This is a genomic window from Variovorax sucrosi, from assembly GCF_051216635.1.
GTDB lineage: Bacteria > Pseudomonadota > Gammaproteobacteria > Burkholderiales > Burkholderiaceae_C > Variovorax.
On record NZ_JBPJZU010000009.1, the window covers coordinates 44,835 to 63,541 of the forward strand.

Annotated in this window: 20 protein-coding genes; 11 read left to right on the forward strand and 9 right to left on the reverse strand. The window is 68.6% G+C overall.

From position 1 onward, the window contains the following. The first annotated feature begins 1 nt into the window (after position 1). Both ACSFBE_RS17935 and ACSFBE_RS17940 read left to right on the forward strand, forming a co-directional pair. Complete coding sequence (locus ACSFBE_RS17935; RefSeq protein WP_435491764.1) at positions 2-1,414, forward strand: efflux transporter outer membrane subunit; 1,413 nt, start codon at positions 2-4, stop codon at positions 1,412-1,414. A gap of 87 nt (positions 1,415-1,501) precedes the next feature. Beyond that, entirely contained in the window at positions 1,502-2,326 is an 825-nt protein-coding gene (locus ACSFBE_RS17940; protein WP_435491765.1) for an undecaprenyl-diphosphate phosphatase, read from the forward strand. Between the two features lie 91 nt (positions 2,327-2,417). On the opposite strand, the gene ACSFBE_RS17945 is transcribed toward ACSFBE_RS17940, so the two are convergent. From ACSFBE_RS17945 to ACSFBE_RS17965, 5 genes are all read right to left on the reverse strand, one after another. Then, the gene (locus ACSFBE_RS17945) at positions 2,418-3,224 is read right to left on the reverse strand and encodes an alpha/beta hydrolase (RefSeq protein ID WP_435491766.1); all 807 of its coding nucleotides are present in this window, start codon (positions 3,222-3,224) and stop codon (positions 2,418-2,420) included. Between the two features lie 13 nt (positions 3,225-3,237). Continuing rightward, the gene (locus ACSFBE_RS17950; RefSeq protein WP_435491767.1) at positions 3,238-4,077 is read right to left on the reverse strand and encodes a proteasome-type protease; all 840 of its coding nucleotides are present in this window, start codon (positions 4,075-4,077) and stop codon (positions 3,238-3,240) included. 28 nt (positions 4,078-4,105) lie between these two features. Continuing rightward, on the reverse strand, positions 4,106-6,772 hold the full coding sequence (gene mutS / locus ACSFBE_RS17955) for a DNA mismatch repair protein MutS (RefSeq protein ID WP_435491768.1): 2,667 nt from the start codon (positions 6,770-6,772) through the stop codon (positions 4,106-4,108). Between the two features lie 115 nt (positions 6,773-6,887). Then, positions 6,888-7,409 (reverse strand): hypothetical protein, encoded by a 522-nt coding sequence (locus ACSFBE_RS17960; RefSeq protein WP_435491769.1) that lies wholly within the window; start codon positions 7,407-7,409, stop codon positions 6,888-6,890. A gap of 128 nt (positions 7,410-7,537) precedes the next feature. Continuing rightward, positions 7,538-8,455 (reverse strand): AEC family transporter, encoded by a 918-nt coding sequence (locus tag ACSFBE_RS17965; protein WP_435492001.1) that lies wholly within the window; start codon positions 8,453-8,455, stop codon positions 7,538-7,540. 97 nt (positions 8,456-8,552) lie between these two features. On the opposite strand from ACSFBE_RS17965, the gene ACSFBE_RS17970 reads away from it, so the two are divergent. The 7 genes from ACSFBE_RS17970 to ACSFBE_RS18000 all read left to right on the forward strand — a co-directional run bounded on the left by ACSFBE_RS17970 (position 8,553) and on the right by ACSFBE_RS18000 (position 14,687). Continuing rightward, positions 8,553-9,527: a tripartite tricarboxylate transporter substrate binding protein BugE gene (locus tag ACSFBE_RS17970; protein WP_435491770.1), complete on the forward strand. Its 975-nt coding sequence runs from the start codon at positions 8,553-8,555 to the stop codon at positions 9,525-9,527. A gap of 65 nt (positions 9,528-9,592) precedes the next feature. Then, positions 9,593-10,528: a site-specific tyrosine recombinase XerD gene (xerD, locus tag ACSFBE_RS17975; RefSeq protein WP_435491771.1), complete on the forward strand. Its 936-nt coding sequence runs from the start codon at positions 9,593-9,595 to the stop codon at positions 10,526-10,528. Between the two features lie 3 nt (positions 10,529-10,531). Further along, on the forward strand, positions 10,532-11,281 hold the full coding sequence (locus ACSFBE_RS17980; protein WP_435491772.1) for a DUF72 domain-containing protein: 750 nt from the start codon (positions 10,532-10,534) through the stop codon (positions 11,279-11,281). 31 nt (positions 11,282-11,312) lie between these two features. After that, a complete protein-coding gene (locus ACSFBE_RS17985; protein ID WP_435491773.1) occupies positions 11,313-12,305 on the forward strand; it encodes a Bug family tripartite tricarboxylate transporter substrate binding protein in 993 nt (330 codons plus the stop codon). 62 nt (positions 12,306-12,367) lie between these two features. Continuing rightward, complete coding sequence (locus tag ACSFBE_RS17990; RefSeq protein ID WP_435491774.1) at positions 12,368-12,943, forward strand: TetR/AcrR family transcriptional regulator; 576 nt, start codon at positions 12,368-12,370, stop codon at positions 12,941-12,943. 88 nt (positions 12,944-13,031) lie between these two features. Continuing rightward, positions 13,032-14,165: a thiolase family protein gene (locus ACSFBE_RS17995; protein WP_435491775.1), complete on the forward strand. Its 1,134-nt coding sequence runs from the start codon at positions 13,032-13,034 to the stop codon at positions 14,163-14,165. A 45-nt stretch (positions 14,166-14,210) separates the two neighbouring features. Next, positions 14,211-14,687 (forward strand): MaoC family dehydratase, encoded by a 477-nt coding sequence (locus tag ACSFBE_RS18000; RefSeq protein WP_435491776.1) that lies wholly within the window; start codon positions 14,211-14,213, stop codon positions 14,685-14,687. A gap of 19 nt (positions 14,688-14,706) precedes the next feature. Here ACSFBE_RS18000 and ACSFBE_RS18005 read toward each other — a convergent pair whose 3' ends face one another. Then, positions 14,707-15,510, reverse strand: coding sequence for a ferritin-like domain-containing protein (locus tag ACSFBE_RS18005; protein WP_435491777.1), 804 nt, complete (start codon positions 15,508-15,510; stop codon positions 14,707-14,709). 37 nt (positions 15,511-15,547) lie between these two features. Between ACSFBE_RS18005 and ACSFBE_RS18010 the strand changes: the two genes are divergently transcribed. After that, positions 15,548-16,072, forward strand: a complete 525-nt coding sequence (locus ACSFBE_RS18010) for a gamma carbonic anhydrase family protein (protein WP_435491778.1) — start codon at positions 15,548-15,550, stop codon at positions 16,070-16,072. A gap of 17 nt (positions 16,073-16,089) precedes the next feature. After that, positions 16,090-17,088, forward strand: coding sequence for an Hsp33 family molecular chaperone HslO (hslO, locus tag ACSFBE_RS18015; RefSeq protein ID WP_435491779.1), 999 nt, complete (start codon positions 16,090-16,092; stop codon positions 17,086-17,088). A gap of 38 nt (positions 17,089-17,126) precedes the next feature. Here hslO and ACSFBE_RS18020 read toward each other — a convergent pair whose 3' ends face one another. From ACSFBE_RS18020 to ftsB, 3 genes are read right to left on the reverse strand one after another with little or no spacing between them, the layout of a single operon-like run. Continuing rightward, positions 17,127-17,789 carry an AAA family ATPase gene (locus tag ACSFBE_RS18020; protein ID WP_435491780.1) on the reverse strand — a complete coding sequence of 221 codons (663 nt, stop codon included), beginning with the start codon at positions 17,787-17,789 and terminating at the stop codon, positions 17,127-17,129. After that, complete coding sequence (pnuC, locus tag ACSFBE_RS18025) at positions 17,786-18,403, reverse strand: nicotinamide riboside transporter PnuC (protein ID WP_435491781.1); 618 nt, start codon at positions 18,401-18,403, stop codon at positions 17,786-17,788. The genes ACSFBE_RS18020 and pnuC overlap by 4 nt, the downstream gene beginning before the upstream one ends. A 10-nt stretch (positions 18,404-18,413) precedes the next feature. Next, positions 18,414-18,689 (reverse strand): cell division protein FtsB, encoded by a 276-nt coding sequence (gene ftsB, locus ACSFBE_RS18030; protein ID WP_435491782.1) that lies wholly within the window; start codon positions 18,687-18,689, stop codon positions 18,414-18,416. Positions 18,690-18,707 lie beyond the last annotated feature (18 nt).

Here is an 18,707-nt window from a genome sequence, read left to right on the forward strand (position 1 = left end):
CATGCGTTCCCGATTGTCCTTCCTGCCCACCTTGATGGCGCTGGCCGCTGCCGCCTCGCTCACGGCCTGCGCGGTGGGGCCGGCCTACGAACGCCCGGCGATGGTGTCGCCCGATGCCTGGAAGGAGGCGCCCGCGGCCGAAGGCTGGCTGCCGGCCGCGCCGGCCGATGCGTTCGACCGCGGCCCGTGGTGGCAGCGCTTCGGCGATGCGGGGCTCAATGCCCTGGCCGAGCGGGTGCAGGTGTCCAACCAGAACATCGCGATCGCCGTCGCGAACTACGCGCAGGCCCAGGCGCTGGTGCGCGAGGCGCGTGCGTCGTTGTTCCCGACGGTGTCGCTGTCGGGCAGCGCCGGGCGCAACGGCACGCGCGGTGCGGGCGATGTGCGCGGCAGCGCCAGTGCCACGCTGGGTGCCGACTGGGCGCCCGACCTGTGGGGCCGGCTCGGCCAGAACGTCGACAGCGCGCGCGCGCAGGCGCAGGCGAGCGAGGCCGACCTGGCGGCGGCTCGCCTGTCGGCGCAGGGCGAGCTCGCGTCCAATTACTTCTCGCTGCGCGAGGCCGACGCCGAGCTCGCCCTGCTGGCCGCCACGCTCGAAGGCTACGAACGCTCGTACACCATCGCGCGCAACCGCTACGAAGCCGGCATCGCGGCGCAGAGCGACGTGCTGCAGGCGCAGACGCAACTGGTCAACACGCGCGCCGAGCGCGTGGCGTTGCAGCGCACCCGCGATACCTTCGAACACGCCATCGCGGTGCTGGTTGGCGCCGCGCCCGCCGACTTCAAGCTGCCGGCAGAGGCCGCCTGGACGCCCATCGTGCCGGCCGTGCCGCTGGGTGTGCCGTCGACGCTGCTGCAACGCCGGCCCGACATCGCGTCGGCCGAGCGTGCGGTGGCCGTGGCCAACGCCCAGATCGGCATCGCGCGCTCGGCGTACTACCCCAGCTTCAGTCTCAGCGCGTCGCTCGGGCGCTCGGCCAGCCGGGTGTCGGACCTGTTCAGCGCATCGAACACGCTCTGGTCGATCGGCCTGTCGGCGGCGCAGGTGCTGTTCGACGCGGGGGCCATCGGCGCGCAGGTGGATGCGGCCAAGGCCTCGCACGACGCCGCGGTGGCGCGCTATCGCCAGACCGTGCTGACCGCCTTCCAGGGCGTCGAAGATCAGCTTACCGCCACTGCCAGCCTGGCCGAGCAGGAGGCGCTGCGCCGCGAGGCCTCGGCCGCGGCCGACCGCACCGAGCAGCAAATCCTCAACCGCTACCGCGCCGGCCAGGTGAGCTACACCGAAGTGGTCACCGCGCAGGCCTCGGCGCTGAGCGCTCGGCGCACGGTGCTGCAGCTGCAGGTGAATCGGCAGGTTGCGGCGGTGGGACTGATCCAGGGCCTGGGCGGCGGCTGGCAGGCAGCGGACTGAATCGACGCGGCGCACAGCCTCAAGGCCGCCTGAACGTCACCTGACTCGCGCGCTCGCGATAATCCAGGCTCTTTCAAAGGAGCACGCGTGGATATCGTTTTGCTGGCCAAGGCCGCGATCATGGGCATCGTCGAGGGGCTCACCGAGTTCCTTCCTATCTCGTCGACCGGCCACCTCATCCTTGCTGGCTCCCTGCTGGGCTTCGACGATGCCAAGGCCAAGGTCTTCGACATCGCGATCCAGACCGGCGCGATCTTCGCGGTCATCCTGGTGTATTGGCAGAAGATCAGTTCGACCGTCGTTGCGTTGCCGCGCCAGGCCAAGGCCCGCCGGCTCGCGCTCAACGTGCTGATCGGCTTCCTGCCGGCCGTGGTGCTGGGCCTGCTGTTCGGCAAGGCGATCAAGGAACATCTGTTCACGCCGGTGGTGGTCGCCACCACCTTCATCGTCGGCGGCTTCATCATCCTGTGGGCCGAGAAGCGGCCGCCGGGTTCGATCCGCATCGAGAACGTCGATGACATGACACCCTGGGACGCGCTCAAGGTCGGCCTGGTGCAGTGCTTCGCGATGATCCCCGGCACCAGCCGCAGCGGCTCGACCATCATCGGCGGCATGCTGCTCGGCCTGAGCCGCAAGGCCGCCACAGACTTCTCCTTCTTCCTCGCCATCCCGACGCTGATCGGCGCCGGTGCGTACAGCCTCTACAAGGAGCGCGCGCTGCTGTCGGTCGCCGACATCCCGCTGTTCGCGGTCGGCCTGGTGTTCTCGTTCCTGAGTGCCTGGCTGTGCGTGCGCTGGTTGCTGAAGTACATCAGCACGCACACCTTCGTTCCCTTTGCCTACTACCGCATCGTGTTCGGCATCGTGGTGCTGGTCACGGCGTGGACGGGGATGGTGGTGTGGGCGGAGTGAGACTGCGGCCGCTCAGATCTACCGCTTAGTTTCCAAACAGAGCAATGAGCGCGTAGCGATCAATGACGTGACGCAGCCTGTCCCGCTGCAATCACAGCAGGTTGCGCAGCGCCGCCTCGACCGCCGCAGCGGTCGCAATCGGCTTCTCCATCGGGAACAGGTGCGTGCCGTCGAGCATCGCGATGCGCCCGCGGGTCACGCGCTCGGTCATCGCGAGGCCCACGCGGCGCATCTCGACCGACTGGCGTCCACCGATGAAGGCGGCCCGGCACTGCAGCGGCGTGGCGCGCAGCAGCGGACCGAGGTTGTGCGGCAGCGTGTCGTAGATGGCGGTCTCGACGTCGCGATCGAAGCTGAGTGCGATGCTGCCGGTGCCGTCGGACATGCCGTGCTCGACGTAGTCGCGCAGCGCCTGTTCGTCCCAGCGCGCGAAGGCCTTTTTGCTGCGGAAGTGCTCGAAGGCGGCCTGGCGGTCGTCCCAACTGTTGCGTCGCTTGCGGCTCACCGAACCGGGGGACACGCTCTTCATCAGCGGCGTGCGCTTGACCAGGCTCAGCGTGTTGGCGCGCCAGCCACCGACCAGCGGCGAATCGATCATCACGACGCCGCGCGCGAGCGTCGGATGGCGGGCAGCGCACATCAGGCTGAGAAAGCCGCCGAGCGAATGGCCGACCAGGAAGACGGGCTGCCCGGCCTGTTTCACCAGGCCCCGCGTGAAGTCCGCCAACTGCTCCACCAGGTGGGGCCAATTGTTGGTCACCGGGTACTTCGGGTCGTGCCCGAACTTCTCGATCGCATGAACGTCGAAGCCGCGCTGGCGCAGGCTGTCGAGCATCAGGCGGTAGGTGCTCGCCGGAAAGCTGTTCCCGTGCGAGAAGACGACAGGCGGCAGGGTCACGGGCGCGCCGGCGCTAGATCAGTTTCTCGTCCGGCGTCGAGATCTTGCGCAGCGGGCTGTGGCGGGCCGCCGGCATCATCAGCGGGTGGGCGCTTTCGCTGCCGTCCCAGACCGGGTCTTCGATGCTGTCGAATACCTCGCGCAGCTTCTGGCCCCAGCTGTTGTGCATCATCTGGTAGTAGGCGTTATTGGCGTCCAGGCAGACGATCTTGTCGGTTTCCAGGCGGTTCGCCTCGTACACCACCAGGTCGAGCGGCAGGCCCACCGAGAGGTTGGACTTCATCGTCGAATCCATCGACACCAGCGCGCACTTGGCGGCTTCGTCCAGCGGCGTGTCGGGCGTGAGCACGCGGTCGAGCACCGGCTTGCCGTACTTGGATTCACCGACCTGGAAGTAGGGCGTCTCGTTGGTCGCCTCGATGAAGTTGCCGGCCGAATAGACGAGGAAGAGGCGCATGCCTTCGCCCTTGACCTGACCGCCGAAGATGAAGGAGACGTTGAAGTCCAGCCCGGCGTGCTTGAGCGCTTCGGCATCGCGGTCGTACACATGGCGCACCGCCGACCCCAGCACGCGGGCCGCGTCGAACATGCTCTTGGCGTTCCAGATGGAGATCGGCGGGCCCGGCTCGCCGTCTTCCTGGGTCTCGCGCAGTTCTTCGATCTGCAGGATCTCGCGCACCGACTGCGAGATGCTCAGGTTTCCGGCCGACAGCAGCACCATGACCCGGTCGCCCGGCTGCTCGTAGACGATCATCTTGCGGAAGGTGCTGATGTGGTCCACGCCCGCGTTGGTGCGCGAGTCGGACAGGAACACCAGCCCGGCGTTGAGTTTGATGCCTACGCAGTAAGTCATGGGATGGTCTCGCACGAATCGGGCCGGCTCAGGCTCGACCGCCTTCGCGCTGGTTGAGTTTTTGAAGTGTGTACAGCGCTTCGAGCGCCTCCCGGGGGCTCATCGCGTCGAGGTCCAGCGTGGCCAGAGCGGATTCTACGGCGCTCACCGTCGGCGCCTCGGCGGCCGGCGGCGGTGCGAACAGGTCGACCTGCGCTCGCGTCTGGGTCTGTTGCGCCTCCAACGCGTCCAGCGCCTGGCGCGCGTGGTTGACGACCGCCGCCGGCATGCCGGCCAGCCGCGCCACCTGGATGCCGTAGCTCTTGCTGGCGGGGCCGGGCTGCATCTCGTGCAGGAAGACGATGTCGCGGCCGGATTCCGTCGCACTCACGTGCATGTTGACCGCGCCGTGGTGCGTGGCCGGGAACTCGGTCAGCTCGAAGTAGTGCGTCGCGAACAGCGTGAAGGCCTTGGTGCGGTCGTGCAACTGCGCCGCGATGCCGGCGGCCAACGCCAGGCCATCGAAGGTGCTGGTGCCGCGGCCGATCTCGTCCATCAGAACCAGCGACTGCGCCGTGGCGCTGTGCAGGATCTGCGCGGCCTCGGTCATCTCCAGCATGAAGGTCGACTGCGCATTGGCCAGGTCGTCGGCCGCGCCGATGCGCGTGTGGATCGCATCGATCGGCCCGAGCCGGCAGGCGGTCGCCGGCACGTGCGAGCCGATCGACGCCAGCAGCACGATGATCGCGATCTGCCGCATGTAGGTCGACTTGCCGCCCATGTTCGGCCCGGTGATGACCTGCATGCGTTGCTGCGGGCCGAGCTGCGTGTCGTTGGCGATGAAGCCGCCCGAGGATTTCTCGGCCAGCCGCGCTTCCACCACCGGATGGCGGCCCTGAGCGATCTCGATGCAGGGGTGCGCCACGAAGCCAGGCGCCTTCCAGTGCAGCGTGTGCGAGCGCTCGGCCAGCGCGCACAGCGCGTCGAGCGTGGCAATGCCCGCGGCCAGGCGCGTGAGTGCGTTGACATGCGGCTGCAACGCGTCGAGCAGTTGTTCGTACAGCCACTTCTCGCGGGCCAGGGCGCGGTCCTGCGCGCTCAGCGCCTTGTCCTCGAAGGTCTTGAGCTCAGGCGTGATGAAGCGCTCGGCATTCTTCAGCGTCTGGCGGCGGCGGTAGTTGTCGGGCACCTTGGCGAGTGCGCTCTGCGTCACCTCGATGTAGAAGCCGTGCACGCGGTTGAACTGCACGCGCAGGTTGGAGATGCCGGTGCGCTCGCGTTCCTGCACCTCGAGCTTGAGCAGGAAGTCGTCGCAGTTGTCGCTGATGGCGCGCAATTCGTCGAGCTCGGCGTCGTGCCCGGTGGCGATCACGCCGCCGTCGCGCACCAGCGCGGCCGGGTCGGGCTTCATCGCGCTCACCAGCAACTCGACGCAGCCGGCCGGCGGCGCGAGCGTCTGCGCGATCTGCTGGAGCAGCGCGGCCCCGGCGGGCAGCAAGGGTGACAGCTGCTCGGCCTTGGCCAGCGCCAGCCGCAGTGCGACCAGTTCGCGCGGGCGCACCTGGCGCAGCGCGATGCGCGCGGCGATGCGTTCGACGTCGCTGGTGTTCTTCAACGCGTCGCGCAGAGCGCGCCACGGCGCCACCGCCGCGCCGGGCGCGTGCGATTGCAGCGCGCCGATGGCGTCGAGCCGGGCCTGCGCTTCGCTGCGCTCGCGCCGGGGCGACAGCAGCCAGCGCTTGAGCCCGCGGCTGCCCATGCCGGTCATGCAGGTGTCGAGCAGCGAGAAGAGGGTGGGCGAATCCTCGCCGCGCAGCGTCTGCACCAGCTCCAGGTTGCGCCGCGTCGCGGGCGGGAGCTCGATCAGGTCGCCGTCGCGCTCGACCGTGAGCCGCTGCACGTGCGACAGCGCGCGCCCCTGCGTATGTTCGGCGTAGCCCAGCAGGGCCGAGGCGGCGGCGTGCGCGTTCGGCAGCCCCTCGGCGTTCCAGGCGGCGAGGCTGGCGCTGCCCAACTGCTCGCACAGCTTGCGTTCGCCCAGCGCACCGTCGAACTGCCAGGCCGGCCGCACCGACAGCGTGAAGGGTTGCGCTGCGCGCGCCGCCTTCAGCCGGTTCTCGAAGGCCGGCGTCACTTCGGCGCTGTAGAGCAGCTCGCTCGGCGCGATGCGGACGATCCAGGCTTCCAGCGTGTCGGCCGGGCATTCGGCCAGCCGCAGCTCGGCGCCGGTCACGCTCAGCCAGGCCAGGCCGACAGCGTTGCGGCCGCTGGCCTGCACCGCCAGCAGTAGCGACTCGCTCTTGTCGTTGAGCAGTTCCGCGTCGGTCAGCGTGCCGGGCGTAACCACCCGCATCACCTTGCGCTCGACCGGTCCCTTGCTGGCGCCGACTTCGCCGACCTGTTCGCAGATGGCGACCGACTCGCCCAGCTTGATGAGCCGGCCCAGGTAGGCATCGACGGCGTGGAAGGGCACGCCGGCCATCACCACCGGCTGCCCGCCGGACTGGCCGCGTTGCGTCAGCGTGATGTCGAGCAGCCGCGCAGCCTTCTCGGCGTCGCCGTAGAACAGCTCGTAGAAGTCGCCCATCCGATAGAACAACAGCGTGTCCGGATGGTCGGCCTTGAGGCGGAAATATTGGACCATCATCGGCGTGTGGCCCGCAAAGTCCTCGGCATTCTTCTCGGGGATTTCGGACTTTCCCTTCTCGATCAACATCTTTTCTCGTTTCTCCATCGGTCCGCGGCCCTGTGGACGGACTGCGTCGCAGGCCGGCGTCCGGAGCGATTATCCGGGCTGCGACCGACGAGGGAGGCGAGACGGGGAGGGCTGACTAGGCTTCGCCGCGGCGCCGGCGTGCCACCTTCACTGCGTCGACCCAGAAATCGACGTTGAAGCGCTGCCCGGTGTCGGCGATGCGGGCCGCCTTGATGGCATGCAGCGGCACGACATGCTGTTCGCCCGGCAGGTCGCCGTAGCCGGCCAGATAGCGCTTGCGCAGATCGATCTTCTCGACCTTCATCGTGCATTCGGCCTTGCGGCCCTGCGGATCGCGGTAGCGCAGGTGGATGCGCGGGTGTTCGTCGACCACCGCATGCTCGCCCTTGCCCTGGATGAACCACTCCGGCAGCGTGTCGGGCGCACCATCTTCCTGGCCGCTGCCGAGGTTGCCGCGCACGGTCGGGATCTCGAGCGGCACGTGGCCGGAGCGCACTCGCGCCGCTTCGATGCGCCGGTGGGCCTCCCGACGCGCAGCGACGCGGTGCCACAGCGCCCAGCAAACGGCGATCAGCAGCAGCAGGCCTCCCGTCCACACGGCCGCCCTTGTCTGAAATTCGTCGAGACCCAGACCCATGCCATCTCCGATGCGCACCTGCGCCGACCCGCGCCACTCCCCTGCCGTTGGCACACGATGGTAGGCTTTTGGTTCTCAGTCGACCATTGGCGAAACGGTGTAGGCCGACCGTGCGCCGCCGCACGATCTCAGCGCGGCAATGCCAGGGCGAAGGGCAGGCTCAGTACGCCGAGGATGGTGGAGAGCGTGACCAGTCCGGCCACATAGGGCCCGTTGTAGCCCATGCGCGCCGCGAGCACATAGGCGCTCGACGCGGTTGGCACCGCCGCGAAGGCCATCAGCACGGCCGACTGCACCGGATCGAGCCCGAGGGCGCGCGACAGCACCCAGCCGACGAGAGGCAGGATCAGGTGGCGAATGGCCAGCAGCGACGTCGCCAGCACCTTGCCTTGCGCCAGCGTCGCGAACTGCATGCCCGCGCCGGCGGCCATCAGGCCCAGTGCGAGCGAGGCCGCACCGATGCGGTTCAGCGTTGGCTCCATCCAGCTCGGCACCGTGATGCCGAGCAGGTTGACCACCAGGCCCGAGGCGGTTGCGATGATCAGCGGGTTGCGCAGCAGCTGCCGCACGAAGCCGGTCTGCGCATGGCGCGCCATCGGCCACACCGCGGCGACGTTCATCAGCGGCACGCACACGCCGATGAGCACCGCGATCAACAGCAGGCCCTGCGGCCCGGCCAGCCGGTCGGCCATCGCCAGACAGATGAAGGAATTGAAGCGGAAGGCGATCTGCGCGCCGCCCGCGTGTTCGCGCCGGTCGATGTGCCGGCCGAGCCACGGCAGGTGCGGCAGGGCGTACGACAGCACGACACCGATCACGCTGACGCCCAGGCCCGCGGCCAGCAGGTTCGAGGTGGCACCGAAGTCAATCGGGCTGCGCACGATCGAATGAAACAGCAGCACAGGAAAGAGAAAGTAGTAGACCAGCGACTCGACCTGGTCCCACACGCGGCGGTCCAGCGCGGTGTAGCGGCAGAGCAGCCAGCCGCAGGCGATGAGGGAGAAGTCGGGGAAGAGGAGTTGCGCGTAGTTCACCGCTTTGAGGATAAACCGTGGATTTCGTGGGTAATCCAGGGCTCGGTCGGCGGGATCCACCCGCTAGCATCAGGGTTTTCCTCTTTCTCGACTTACCAGGAGTTTGCAGATGCAACGTCGTCAATGGAGTGCCCTCGCGGGTGCTGCTGCGCTGGTCGCTTTCGCCGGCCCGGCGCTGGCCCAGGGCTATCCGAACAAGCCGATCGAATTGAGCGTGCCCTTCGCCCCCGGTGGCACCACCGACATCGTCGCGCGCGTCGTGGCCGAGCCGCTGGGCAAGGTGCTGGGTCAGCCCGTGATCGTGGTGAATCGCGCCGGTGGCGGCGGCATCGTCGGCGCGGCCGAGACGGCGCGAGCCACGCCCGACGGCTACAAGCTGGGCATCGCCACCGTGTCGAGCACGGCCGCCAACCCGGCCATCAACCCGAAGACGCCGTACGACCCGATCAACGACTTCACGCCGATCATCAACATCGCGGCGACGCCGAACATCATCGCGGTCAACCCGAGCTTCCCGGCCAAGAACTACGCCGAATTCATCGCCGAACTCAAGAAGAACCCCGGCAAGTACTCGTACTCGTCGTCGGGTACTGGCGGCATCGGCCACCTGCTGATGGAGCTGTACAAGAGCCTGACGAACACCTTCGTCACGCACATTCCCTACCGCGGCGCGGGCCCGGCGCTGAACGACACGGTGGCCGGCCAGGTGCCGATCATCTTCGACAACCTGCCGTCGGCGCTGCCCTTCATCAAGGCCGGCCGCTTGATTCCGATCGTGGTGAGCGCGCCCAACCGCGTGGCCGCGTTGCCGAACGTGCCGACCTTCAAGGAAGTCGGCCTGGAGCCTGTGAACCGCATGGCCTACTACGGCATCCTCGGCCCGAAGGGCCTGCCGAAGGAGGTCGTCGACAAGATCAGCGAAGGCACGCGCAAGGCGCTGGCCGACCCGGCGGTGAAGAAGCGCATCGAAGACACCGATTCGGTGGTGGTGGCCAACACGCCCGAGCAGTTCGCCGCGCAGATCAAGGCCGAGTACGAGATCTACAAGCAGGTCGTGGCCAAGCAGAAGCTCAAGCTCGAATAATCGGCGCCGACCGTTCGCGCCAAGCCGCCTTCGGGCGGCTTTCTCGTTTTGTTATCTTGTGAACGATGTCCGAGCCTGTTTTATCCGCCGCGCCTGCCACGCCCGAGATCGATGATTTCGTGGATGCACTGTGGCTGGAGGACGGGCTCTCGAAGAACACGCTGGCGGCCTACCGGCGCGACCTGGCCCTGTTTGCGCAATGGCTGCAGGCCGAGCGCCATACCGGGCTCGACCGCGCCGCCGAGCACGACATGCTGGCTTACATGGCCACCCGCCTCGAAAAAGGCGGGCGCGAAGGCAAGACCGGCAAGGCCACGTCCGCCAACCGGCGGCTGACCGTCTTCAAGCGCTACTACCGCTGGGCGCTGCGCGAGAACCGCATCACGGCCGACCCCACACTGCGGCTCGCCCCCGCGCGGCAGCAACCGCGCGCGATCAAGCTGCTGTCGGAGAAGCAGGTCGACGACCTGCTGAATGCGCCGGATGTCAGCACGCCGCTGGGCCTGCGCGACCGCGCCATGCTCGAGCTGATGTACGCGAGCGGCCTGCGGGTGAGTGAGCTGGTCACGCTCCAGGTCTTCGAGCTGAGCCTGAACGACGGGGTGCTGCGCGTGATGGGCAAGGGCAGCAAGGAGCGGCTGGTGCCCTTCGGCGGCGAGGCGCGTCGCTGGATCGAGCGCTACATGGACGAGGCACGGCCGGAGATCCTGGGCGGCCAGCAGACGCCCGACCTGTTCGTGACGGCGCGCGGCGCGGGCATGACGCGCGTCATGTTCTGGATCATCGTGAAGAAGCAGGCGGAGGCCGCGGGCATCCGCGTGCCGCTGTCGCCGCACACGCTGCGACACGCCTTTGCGACGCACCTGCTCAACCACGGCGCGGACCTGCGCGCGGTGCAGCTGCTGCTGGGCCACGCCGATATCTCGACCACGACGATCTACACCCACGTGGCGCGCGAACGGCTCAAGCAGCTGCATGCGCAGCACCATCCGCGCGGCTGAGCCATGAAGGCGACGCCCCTTGTACCGCTGCGCATCGGCTGCGCCGGCTGGAGCCTGCCGCGCGAGCAGTGGCCGCACTTTCCGGTCGAGGGCTCGCACCTGGAGCGCTATGCGGCGCGTTTCGACGCGGTGGAGATCGACACCTCGTTCTATCGCCCGCACCGTACCGAGACCTATGCGCGCTGGGCGGCCAGTACGCCGGCGCACTTCCGCTTCTCGGTCAAGCTTCCCAAGTCCGTCACGCATGAGCGCCAACTGATCGACGCCATGCTGCCGTTCGACGACTTCCTCGCGCAGGTCGCAGGGCTGGGCGACAAGCTGGGCTGCCTGCTGGTGCAACTGGCGCCGCGCCTGGTCTTCGACGTGGCGGTGGCGCGGCGCTTCCTGGCGGACCTGCGCCGCCGCTACGACGGGCGGCTGGCGATCGAGCCGCGGCATGCCAGCTGGTTCACGCCCGAAGCCGATGCGCTGCTGTTGCGCTTCGGAGCCGCGCGGGTACTGGCCGACCCGGTGCTGCACGACAGCGCAGTCGCACCCGGCGGCTGGCCTGGGCTGGTGTACCTGCGCCTGCACGGCTCGCCGCGGGTGTACTGGTCGGCCTACGACGACGCGCTGCTCGCGCGTCTCGCCGAGCGATTGCGCCGGGCGCGGGACGAGGGCGCCGAATGCTGGTGCGTGTTCGACAACACCGCCAGCGGCGCGGCGGTGGGCAACGCGCTCGTGCTCCAGAGGATGGAAGCAAAATCCGCATGAACCAACGTTGGCACTTCCCCAGAGAGATCGAATGAATTCCCGAATTTCGCGTCGCGACGCGCTCGCTTTTTCCGTCGCCGCCACCCTGTTCGCAGGCACGCTAGGCAGTAGCGTCGCTTCGGCGCAGGCCCTGCCCAAGACGCTGCGCATCATCGTGGCCTACCCCGCGGGCGGCGTCAGCGACGCGGTGGCGCGGGCCCTGGCCGACAAGCTGGCGGCGCAGATGAACATCGCGGTGGTGATCGAGAACAAGGCCGGTGCCAGCGGCAGCATCGGCATGGACGCGATTGCCAAGGCCGCGCCCGACGGCGCCACGCTGGGCTTCTCTGCGATCAGCCCGCTGGTGCTGAACCCGCACCTGGGCCGCTCGCCTTTCGATCCGCTGAAGGACATCCAGCCGATCGCCAGCGTCATGTACTCGCCGGTGCTGCTGGTAGCGACCTCGGCCACCGGCACCCGCGATTTCGCCGCGCTGCTGGCCGATGCCAAGGCACGGCCGGGCGCCATCCGCTGGGCCACTTCGGGCCAAGCCTCGCTCGGCCACATCATGCTCGAGCAGCTGAAAAGCGCCGCGCGCATCGACGTGACGCATGTGCCCTACAAGGGCGGTGGCCAGCAGATGAACGACGCGCTCGGTGGCCAGTTCGAGGTGCTGTCGACCAACGCGTCGGCCACGCTGTCGCAGCACGTCAAGGCGGGCAAGCTGCGGCCGCTGGCGGTGGGCGCCCCGGCGCGGCTCGACAGCCTGCCCGACGTGCCGACGCTGGCCGAGCTGGGCTATCCGGCCGCCAACCTGTCGTCGCTGTTCGGCGTGTTCGCGCCGGCCGGCCTGCCGCAACCGCTGGCCGCGCGCTACAACGCCGAGGTCAACAAGGCGCTGGCCGCGCCCGATCTGCGCGCCAAGCTGACCGCCACCGACAACGTGCCGACCGGTGGTGCCGCATCGGATTTCGCCAAGACGATTGCCGCCGAGTACGAAAGCGACGGCCGCATCATCCGCGCATCCAGCATCAAGGCCGACTGAGGCGCAGGGGCATCCGCCGGCGCAGGCTGGTCAAGGGCGTCAGACTACCTTATAGTAGGTTCATGCCCATTGCCTCCCCGGCCGTTCCGGCCGAATCCACCCGCGAGCAGATCCTGCGCATCGCGCGACGACTGATCCAGACGCGCTCGTACCTCGGCTTCAGCTTCCAGGACCTGGCGGACCAGGTCGGCGTCCGCAAGGCCAGCCTGTACCACCACTTCCCGACCAAGGAAGCGTTGGGCGTCGAGGTGCTGCGCGAGGCGGTGCAGGACTTTCGTGACTGGGCGGCCAAGCCGCGTGCGGCCGATGCCGCGCTCGACGCCTATTTCCGCATGTACCGGCACGCGCTGAATGCCGGCGCGGCCGTTTGTCCCGCGGGGGCGCTGGCACCGGGTTGGGACTGCATCAATGAAGATTTGCGCCAGACCGTGCGCGAGTTGCGCAGTACGCAGGTGATGTGGCTCACCGGCGTGCTCGGTGCGCTGGTGCACGAAGCGAAGCCCCCGGTGTCGGCCGGTGCCTTGGCCGGCTATGTGTTCGCGGCCTGCCAGGGCGCGCTGCTGTCGGCGCGCATGACCGGCCGGGTCGAGGATTTCGACGAAGCCATCACCCAGCTGAAGCAATCGATCCCGCGTTGATGTCGTCACCCCCTGCACGCTTCGGCGTGCTTTTCTTTTTCCTCAAAACCTACCGATTGGTCGGTAGGTTCATCCAAGGAGATCCTTCATGAAAGCCGTCATTGCCGCCTACGCGCGCACTCCCTTCCACTTCGCCCGCAAGGGTGCGCTCGCCGAGGTGCGGCCCGACACGCTCGCCGCGCAGGCGGTGAGCGGCCTGCTCAAGCGCACCGACCTCGACCCGGCGCTTATCGAGGACCTGATCCTCGGCTGCGCCTACCCCGAGGCCTCGCAGGGCAACAACCTGGCGCGCATCGTCGGCTTGCTGGCCGGCCTGCCGCAGGAGGTGGGCGGCATGACGGTGAATCGCTTCTGCGGCTCGTCGATGCAGGCGGTGCATATCGCCGCCGCGCAGATCGAGGCGGGCATGGGCGAGGCCTTCCTGTGCGTGGGCGTGGAGTCGATGACGATGGTGCCGCAGGGCGGCTTCAACTTCTCGCCCAACCCCGAGCTGCTGGCGACCACGCAGGCTTACCTCTCGATGGGCGAGACGGCCGAGAACGTGGCCGCCCGCTGGCACGTGAGCCGCGCCGATCAGGAGGCGCTCGCCGTCGAGTCGCACCGCAAGGCCACAGCGGCACGCGCCGAAGGCCGCCTGGCGGACGAGATCATTCCGGTGCGGCTGGCCAACGGCGACGTCGTCGACACCGACGGCTGCATCCGCCCGGGCACGTCGCTCGAAGCGCTCGCCGGCCTGAAGCCGGCCTTCCGCCCCGATGGCGTGGTGACGGCGGGCACGGCGTCGCCGCTGACCGACGGCGCGGCCGTGGTGCTGGTCACCAGCGACGCCTTCGCCGAGAAGCATGGCCTGACGCCCCTGGCGCGCGTCAAGTCCTTCGCAACCGTCGGCGTCGACCCGGCGATCATGGGCATCGGCCCCATCCCGGCCACGCGCAAGGCGCTGGCACGTGCCGGACTCACGGTCGCCGACCTCGACGTGGTGGAGATCAACGAGGCCTTCTCGTCGCAGGCGCTGGCCTGCATCCGCGACCTCGGGCTGGACCCGGCCACCGTCAACCTCGACGGCGGCGGCCTCGCGATCGGCCACCCGCTCGGCGCCACCGGCGCGCGCATCACCGGCAAGGCGGCGGCGCTGCTGGTGCGCGAGAACGGGCGCTATGCGCTGTCGACCCAGTGCATCGGCGGCGGACAGGGCATTGCAACCATCCTCGAGCGGGTCTGATGCCAAGATACGGCTTCGACTGCTGATAAAAAACCGGAGACATCCATGGCCGAAACGCATTCGCCGGCAGCGCCACGCCGCAGCCTCTATCTTGACGACCTGTCGGTCGGCGACCGCTTCACCAGCGGCGAGCATGCGCTCGACCCGGCGCAGATCGTCGCTTTCGCTGCGCAGTTCGATCCGCAGCCCTTCCACACCGACCCCGATGCGGCCGAAGGCACCTTCTTCCGTGGCCTGGCCGCGAGTGGCTGGCACACGGCCGCGCTCACGATGAAGCTGCTGGTCGAAAGCGGCCTGCCGCTGGCCGACGGTGTGATCGGCTCCGGCGGCGAACTGCAGTGGCCGCAGCCGACGCGGCCCGACGATGTGCTGCACGTCGAAGCCGAGATTCTGGAGATCGTGCCGTCGCGTTCCAAGCCGGGACGCGCCATGGTGCAGGCGCGCTGCGAGACGAAGAACCAGCGCGGCGAGGTGCTGCAGCGCTTCACGCCGAAGCTGGTGGTCGTCGCTCGCGCCCCTTAGCGCGGCGTCCTCCGGCGCGTCAGTTGGCGGCGAGGTCGGCCAGTTCTTCGGCGGTGAAACCGGCGCGGGCCCGCGCTTCGAGGTTGAACGGCGCTTTCAGCCGTGGCGCCTCATGCCGGCGGTACAGCACGCGGTAGTGCGCGACGGGCTCGACGCCTTCCCGCGCGCACAGCCAGCGGTACCAGTTGTTGCCGATCGCCACGTGGCCCACCTCGTCGCGCAGGATGAGGTCGAGGATGGCGATGGCCGCGTGGGCGTCGGGCGTGTTCACGCGCCGCAGCTTGGCCTGGATCAGCGGCGTGGCGTCCAGCCCGCGCGCCTCCAGCGTGCGCGGCACCAGCGCCATGCGGGCCAGCACGTCGTCCTTCGTTTTCTCGCACATCGACCACAGGCCGTCGTGGCCGGTGAAGTCGCCGTAACGAAAGCCCAGCGTCTGCAGGTGCGCGTGCAGCAGCGTGAAGTGCTGTGCCTCCTCGTCGGCCACGCGCAGCCAGTCGCGGTAGTAGGCCTCGGGCATGCCGTCGAAGCGCCACATCGCGTCGAGCGCCAGGTTGATCGCGTTGAATTCGATGTGGCAGATGGAATGGACCAGCGCCGCCCGGCCGTCGGGCGTGAAGGGCGAGCGCTTGCCGACGTCCATGGCCGAGACGGTCAACGGCCGCTCGGGCCGGCCGGGCACGCCGTCGTCGTCGCCGGGCTGTCGCACGGGAATTTCCGACATCGGTGCGGCGAGGCTGGCCGCGGCAAGCGCACGCGTCGCGGCCACCTTGGCATCGGGGTCGGTGAGGCGAAGTGCGGCGAGGGCGCCGAGGCGGGGGTGCATCCCTACAATTCTAGTTTTCGACCCACGGAGACAAACGATGGCCTTGTACGAACTCGACGGTGTGGCACCGCAATTGGCAGACGGCACCTGGGTGGCCGACAGCGCGCAGGTGATGGGCTCGGTCGTGCTGGGCGAGAACGTCAGCATCTGGTTCGGCGCCGTGCTGCGCGGCGACACCGAACCACTCACCATCGGCCGCAACAGCAATGTGCAGGACCTGTCGGTGCTGCATGCCGATGTGGGCTCGCCGCTGACCATCGGCGAGAACGTGACGATCGGCCACCAGGTCATGCTGCATGGCTGCACGGTGGGCGACAACTCGCTGATCGGCATCCAGGCGGTGGTCTTGAATAACGCGAAGATCGGCCGCAACTCGATCGTTGGCGCCGGCAGCGTGGTGACCGAGGGCAAGGAGTTTCCGGACAACTCGCTCATCATCGGCGCGCCGGCCAAGGTGGTGCGCACGCTCGACGATGCGGCCGCCGCCAAGTTGCGCGCCAGCGCAGAGCACTATGTGGACAACGGCCGTCGCTTCGCGAAGGGCCTCAAGAAAATCTCCTGAGGGAGCGAAGGACTGTTTTGAGCGAGCTGCACAAATTCCTGTTCGATGGCATGCCGGTGCGCGGCATGATCGTGCGCCTGACCGACGCCTGGCAGGAGATCCTGACGCGGCGCGCGGCGAACACGACGACCGGTGCCTACCCGCCGCCAGTGGCCGAGCTGCTGGGCGAGATGACGGCGGCCGCCACGCTGATGCAGTCGAACATCAAGTTCAACGGCTCGCTCATCCTGCAGATCTTCGGCGACGGCCCGGTGAAGGTGGTGGTGGCCGAGGTCAAGCCCGATCTGAGCCTGCGCGCCACCGCCACCGTGGTGGGCGACCTGCCCGCCGACGCACACCTGCCCGACATGGTCAACGTGAACAACAAGGGCCGCTGCGCGATCACGCTCGAGCCGAAGGGCCGTGTCCCTGGCCAGCAGCCGTACCAGGGCGTGGTCCCTCTGTTCGGCGACGAGGGCGAGAAGCTCGGCAAGCTGAGCGAGGTGCTGCAGCACTACATGCTGCAGAGCGAGCAGCTCGACGCCACGCTGGTGCTGGCAGCCGACGACCAGGTGGCGGCGGGCCTCCTGATCCAACGCCTGCCGGTCAAGGGTGAAGGCAACCTCGAAGGCACGGCCGACGGTGACCGCAACCCGGCCAACGAAGACGAGATCGGCCTCAACGAGGACTACAACCGCATCTCGATCCTGGCCTCGACGCTCACGCGCGACGAGCTGCTGACGCTCGACGTCGAGACCATCCTGCGCCGCCTGTTCTGGGAAGAGAAGCTGCTGCGCTTCGAGCCGCAGAAGGGCCTGCTGGGCCCGCACTTCGCCTGTACCTGCGGACGCGAGCGCGTGGCGCAGATGATCCGCGGGCTGGGGGTGGACGAGGCCGAGAGCATCCTCGCGGAGCGCGGCGACATCGAGGTCGGCTGCGACTTCTGCGGCAAGCAGTACCGCTTCGACGCGGTCGACGCCGCGCAGATCTTCCGTCCACCGGGCGATCAGCTGCCGGGGACGCCGACCGTCCAGTAACGCCCGGCGCGCGGCCTCGGCAGGTGTCAGTGGCGGGTTCAGCCGCGCCGGGACACGAGGTCGCTGAACAGCCGGTGCTCGCACACCGGGTCCGAGCATTTCTCGCAGGACCAGCGCCAGGCCTCGCCCGTCGTTCGGTGCGACACCGCCAGCTCGGCGTCATTGGCCAGATTCACGGTCGTCCAGGCGCTGGCGAGCCGCTCCGGACCACGGCCGTGCACCACCGCATACGAGACGCCCGCACGTGCCAAAGCGGCGCGCACCAGGGCGTCCACCGGTTCGCGCACATGCGGCCCGTCGCGCTGCAGGCCGTCGGCGACCCAGGGCAGGTCGAGCGCAGTCAGCAGCGTGATCGTGTAGCCGGCCTGCGCTGCGAGTGCGCCGGCGTAGAGCGCGAGGTCGCCGAACAGCAGGTCGCTGTAGACGGCGGTCATCAACGCCGTCGTGTCGGCCACCACCACGCCGCGACGCGCTGCGTCGGCGATGCGGCGGGTCTGCTCCTCGGCGATGGCCAATTGCTCGTCGGGCCGCGGTGTCCGACCTTCGCGGGCACACCATTCGCGCAGCACCTCGGGCACCAGCGTGGCCGCGATGCCGCGTTGCGTCAGCCGCTCGGCCAGCAGGCGCGCCAGCTCGGTCTTGCCGGTGCTCTCGGCACCGACCACGGCGATCACGCTGCCGCGGGTGAGCGAGGGCGTCATGCGGTCACCGGCGCCAGCCGCCGTCGCCACGCCAGGTAACCCGCCACGCTCAGTGCGGCGAAGACGGCATAGAGCCCGACGGTGAGCCACAGGCCCTTGTGGATGAAGAGCCCGATGCTCACCGTGTTCACGGCGAGCCACACCCACCAGTTCTCGACGAACTTGCGCCCCAGCAGGAACTGGCCAACAAGGCTGAGGCCGGTCGCGAAGCCGTCCCACCAGGGCACGTCGGTGTCGGTGAAGCGACGCAGGAAGAGGGCGACCGCGGGCCAGGCGATGGCGCAGGCCAGCACGGCCAGTGCGATGCCGCGCGGGGACAGCCGCGCGATGCGCAACGGGCCGCCGTCGCCCCGATGGCCGCGCAGCCACTGGAACCAGCCCCAGAAAGCGACGACGGCGAAGAAGATCTGCAGCGAGGCGTCGCCGTAGATGCGCGCCTCGAAAAACACGAAGAAGTAGAGCAGCGAGCTGACGATGGCCAGCGGCCAGCCCCAGTGAATCTCGCGCATGTTGCAGCCGACCATGGCCAGGGCCAGCGATGCGGCGATCACTTCGAGCCAGCTGGTCGGGGCGCCCCACAGCACGAAGGCCGGCGCCGAGAAGAACTCGGGCATGCCGACCGGGTCAGTGCGTGATCTGGACGAAGACCTCGTCCGGCTTGACCATGCCCAGCTCCTGCCGGGCGCGTTCCTCGACCATCTCCAGGCCTTCCTTCAGGTCGTTGACCTCGGAGCCGAGCCGGTCGTTGGCCAGTGCCGCGCGTGCATTGGATTCCTTCTGCACGCTCAGTTTGTCCTCCAGCCGCGACACCTCCGGCACGCTCCCACGCCCCGTCCACAGCTGCCACTGAAGGATCAGCAGCAGCAGGGCCAGGACGATGGGAACGACGCGCGAGCGCATGCCTCGGAAGACGAAGGA